General features: G+C 67.0%; 5 protein-coding genes and 1 tRNA gene. 1 reads left to right on the plus strand and 5 read right to left on the minus strand.

What is annotated here, in order from left to right; all coding sequences use genetic code 11:
• Positions 1-47: 47 nt before the first annotated feature.
• From rplA to STRIP9103_RS17570, 5 genes are all read right to left on the minus strand, one after another.
• A complete protein-coding gene (gene rplA, locus STRIP9103_RS17550; protein ID WP_009313781.1) occupies positions 48-773 on the minus strand; it encodes a 50S ribosomal protein L1 in 726 nt (241 codons plus the stop codon).
• Positions 774-870: 97 nt separating this feature from the next.
• Positions 871-1,305 (minus strand): 50S ribosomal protein L11, encoded by a 435-nt coding sequence (gene rplK / locus STRIP9103_RS17555; protein ID WP_003998857.1) that lies wholly within the window; start codon positions 1,303-1,305, stop codon positions 871-873.
• Positions 1,306-1,473: 168 nt separating this feature from the next.
• Complete coding sequence (gene nusG, locus STRIP9103_RS17560) at positions 1,474-2,301, minus strand: transcription termination/antitermination protein NusG (protein ID WP_009313783.1); 828 nt, start codon at positions 2,299-2,301, stop codon at positions 1,474-1,476.
• Positions 2,302-2,379: 78 nt separating this feature from the next.
• Entirely contained in the window at positions 2,380-2,667 is a 288-nt protein-coding gene (gene secE / locus STRIP9103_RS17565) for a preprotein translocase subunit SecE (protein WP_009313784.1), read from the minus strand.
• Between the two features lie 114 nt (positions 2,668-2,781).
• Positions 2,782-2,854 (minus strand) — tRNA-Trp (locus STRIP9103_RS17570).
• Positions 2,855-3,104: 250 nt separating this feature from the next.
• On the opposite strand from STRIP9103_RS17570, the gene STRIP9103_RS17575 reads away from it, so the two are divergent.
• A complete protein-coding gene (locus tag STRIP9103_RS17575; RefSeq protein WP_009313786.1) occupies positions 3,105-4,331 on the plus strand; it encodes a pyridoxal phosphate-dependent aminotransferase in 1,227 nt (408 codons plus the stop codon).
• The last annotated feature ends 26 nt before the right edge of the window (positions 4,332-4,357 follow it).

Here is a 4,357-nt window from a genome sequence, read left to right on the forward strand (position 1 = left end):
TCGTCCTCGCTACGCGTGCGCGACGCGGCTGCCGGGTGAGCGGGGGCTCAGACGGCGGCCGGGTCCTCCTCGACGAGGAGGTTGCGGGTGCGGTTCGGGTCGATCGGGATGCCGGGGCCCATCGTGGTGCTGATGGCGGCCTTCTTGATGTAGCGACCCTTCGCGGCGGACGGCTTGAGACGGGTGATCTCCTCCAGCGCCGCGGCGTAGTTCTCCACCAGCTTGCTGTCGTCGAACGACGTCTTGCCGATGATGAAGTGCAGGTTCGAGTGCTTGTCGACGCGGAACTCGATCTTGCCGCCCTTGATGTCGGTGACGGCCTTGGTGACGTCCGGGGTCACGGTGCCGGTCTTGGGGTTCGGCATGAGACCACGGGGACCGAGCACACGGCCGAGGCGACCGACCTTGCCCATGAGGTCCGGGGTGGCGACGACGGCGTCGAAGTCCAGACGCCCCTTCGACACCTCGTCGATGAGCTCGTCGGCGCCGACGATGTCGGCGCCCGCGGCACGAGCGGCCTCGGCACGGTCACCGGTCGCGAAGACCAGGACCCGGGCGGTCTTACCGGTGCCGTGCGGGAGGTTCACGGTGCCACGGACCATCTGGTCGGCCTTGCGCGGGTCGACACCCAGACGGAAGGCGACCTCGACGGTGCCGTCGAACTTGGTCGTGGAGGTCTCCTTGGCGAGACGGACGGCCTCGAGCGGGGCGTAGAGCTTCTCCCGGTCGACCTTGGCGTCCGCAGCGCGGAGAGCCTTGCTGCGCTTGCTCACAACTGCTCCTGTGTGTTCTGAAAGGAGTCGTGGTACGGGCCGAGCAGGCCCTGCCACGTGCGGCTTCGCGAGCCGCATGGTTCTACGAAGGTGGGGTTCAGCCCTCGACCGTGACGCCCATGGAACGCGCGGTACCGGCGATGATCTTCGCGGCGGCGTCCAGGTCGTTGGCATTGAGGTCGGGCAGCTTGGTCTGGGCGATCTCGCGGACCTGCGCCTCGGTGATCTTGGCGACCTTGGTCTTGTGCGGCTCGCCGGAGCCCTTCTCGATGCCCGCGGCCTTGAGGATCATCTTGGCGGCCGGAGGCGTCTTGGTGATGAAGGTGAAGGAACGGTCCTCGTAGACCGTGATCTCCACCGGGATGACCCAACCGCGCTGCGACTCGGTCGCGGCGTTGTAGGCCTTGCAGAACTCCATGATGTTGACGCCGTGCTGACCCAGCGCCGGGCCGACCGGCGGAGCCGGGTTGGCGGCACCGGCCTGGATCTGGAGCTTGATGAGCCCCGTGACCTTCTTCTTCTTGGGAGGCATTGCTCTCCGGGTCCTTTCCATTCGAGTGCGCCCCCACCCGGGTTCGCGTCCCGGCTGAAGGCATACCGCACAACGATAACGGGTATGGATACGCGCCCAAAAACCGAGCAGGTCAGACAGGCTGCCAAGAGCCCGCCTGACCTGGCCGGAAGTGGTGCGAAATCCTGCTCAGTTCTTCTGGATCTGGTCGAAGGACAGCTCGACCGGCGTCTCACGCCCGAAGATCTCCACCAGCCCCTTGACCTTCTTGGAGTCGGCGTTGATCTCGTTGATCGTCGCCTGCAGCGTGGCGAAGGGCCCGTCGGTGACGGTGACCGAGTCGCCCACCTCGAAGTCCAGCACCTGGACCTCGACCTTGCGCTGCGGTGCCGGCTTGCCCTCGGCCTCCGCGGCCTCGCGCGCCGCCTTCTCCTCGGCCTCCGGGGCGAGCATCTTGACGATCTCGTCCAGGGTCAGCGGGTACGGGTCGTAGGCGTTGCCCACGAAGCCGGTGACGCCGGGGGTGTTGCGGACGACACCCCAGGACTCGTTCGTCAGGTCCATGCGGACGAGAACGTAGCCAGGGAGCTTGTTCTGGCGGATGGTCTTGCGGTCGCCGTTCTTGATCTGGACGACCTCTTCCTGCGGCACCTCGGCCTGGAAGATGTAGTCCTCGACGTTCAGCGAGACGGCGCGCTGCTCCAGGTTGGTCTTCACGCGGTTCTCGTAACCGGCGTACGTGTGAATGACGTACCACTCGCCGGGCAGGGTCCGCAGTTCCTCACGCAGGGCCTCGACGGGGTCGACCGGCTCGGTCTCCTCCTCGACGGCCTCTTCCTCGTCGGTCTCGTCCTCGACGTGCACGGCCGCTTCCTCGGCCGACTCCCCCGCCTCGGCCTCGGCAGCCTCGAACTCGTCGACCTCGTCCGCTCCCTCGACGATGTCGAGCTCATCGTCCACGGACTCGGCACCTACACCGCGAGGCTCCGTGGCGTCGTTCAGGTTCGGGTCAGACACGGTGGCTGCTTCTTCCTGGATACATGGGGGTGGAACACGCGAAAAGGGGCGCCTGGCACGGCGCCCTTCGCAGTCGGCTCAGCCGAAGACGTACTTGGCCGCCTTGTCGAGTCCGAAGTCAATCACAGTCACCAGACCGATCATGATGACGACGAAGATGATGACCACAGTCGTGTAGGTCGTCAGCTGGGAGCGCGTCGGCCAGACGACCTTGCGCAGCTCCGCGACGATCTGACGGTAGAAGAGCGCCAGACGCTTCAGCGGGCCCTTCTTGGCGCGCTTGCCGCCCTTGCGGGTCTTTTTCTTGTCCTCCGGCGCCTCGTCCTGGGCATCAGGCGTGTCGATGGAGCCCACGGCGTCCGTCATTCATCCTCACCTGATTCCGGTCCGGGTCGTGGCCGTGCCGCGCCCGGTCTGAGCCGCACGGCGGAACATTGCTGTACGTACATGCGCACACATCCTGGCGTGAGGAGTGTGTAGCAGGGCCGGAGGGACTTGAACCCCCAACCGCTGGTTTTGGAGACCAGTGCTCTACCAATTGAGCTACGACCCTTTGTGGTTCTCCCCAAACGTACCGCATCCGACCGGGTGCTCGGTGTTCACCTGGCGGGTGCGGCCTGTGGAGGCCAACGAGGTGTGAGTGTACGTGGTCTGGCGGCTGACGTCGAACAGAAAGTGGCCGTAGGGGCGTTGTCGGTCGAAGATCGCCCGTCTCCGGGCCCGGATGCGGACGGTTGTTCAATCGCTGTTCAGTCCGTGAAACCCGCGTGCCGGGCGGGTTTCGTGTCTGAAACGATGGGCTCATGAGCGCTGCAATCCCTCCCACCGAGCGCCGGGTCTCCGCCCGAGTCGGCGCGATCTCCGAGTCCGCCACCCTCGCCGTGGACGCCAAGGCCAAGGCCCTCAAGGCCGCCGGGCGTCCGGTGATCGGCTTCGGCGCCGGTGAGCCCGACTTCCCGACCCCGGACTACATCGTCGAGGCGGCCGTCGAGGCCTGCAAGAACCCGAAGTACCACCGCTACACCCCGGCCGGTGGTCTGCCCGAGCTGAAGGCGGCGATCGCCGCGAAGACGCTGCGCGACTCCGGCTACGAGGTCGACGCCTCGCAGATCCTGGTCACCAACGGCGGCAAGCAGGCCATCTACGAGGCCTTCGCCGCGATCCTCGACCCGGGCGACGAGGTCATCGTCCCGGCCCCGTACTGGACGACGTACCCGGAGTCGATCCGTCTGGCCGGCGGTGTCCCCGTCGAGGTCGTCGCCGACGAGACCACCGGTTACCGGGTGTCGGTCGAGCAGCTGGAAGCGGCCCGTACGGAGAAGACGAAGGTCGTCCTCTTCGTCTCCCCCTCCAATCCGACCGGCGCGGTCTACACGGAGGCCCAGACCGAGGCGATCGGCCGCTGGGCCGTCGAGCACGGTCTGTGGGTGATGACGGACGAGATCTACGAGCACCTGGTCTACGGCGGCGCGGCCTCCGTGTCGCTGCCGGCGCTGCTGCCCGAGCTGCGCGACAAGTGCGTCGTGGTCAACGGTGTGGCGAAGACGTACGCCATGACGGGTTGGCGCGTCGGGTGGATCATCGGCCCGAAGGACGTGGTGAAGGCCGCGACGAACCTGCAGTCGCACGCCACGTCGAACGTGTCGAACGTCGCCCAGGTGGCGGCCCTCGCCGCGGTCTCCGGTGACCTGGACGCCGTCGCGAAGATGCGTGAGGCCTTCGACCGGCGCCGGAAGACGATCATGCGGATGCTCAACGAGATCGACGGCGTCCTCTGCCCGGAGCCGGAGGGCGCGTTCTACGCCTACCCGTCGGTGAAGGCCCTGCTCGGCAAGGAGATCCGCGGCAAGCGTCCGCAGGACACGGTCGAGCTGGCCGCGCTGATCCTGGAGGAGGCCGAGGTCGCGGTCGTACCCGGCGAGGCGTTCGGCACCCCCGGCTATCTGCGGCTTTCGTACGCGCTGGGTGACGAGGATCTCGTCGAGGGCGTCTCCCGGATCCAGAAGCTGCTGGCGGAGGCGAGGGACTGACGCCGGTCTTCCCCGGCGGTTCCGCT

The organism is Streptomyces ipomoeae 91-03 (assembly GCF_000317595.1).
GTDB lineage: Bacteria > Actinomycetota > Actinomycetes > Streptomycetales > Streptomycetaceae > Streptomyces > Streptomyces ipomoeae.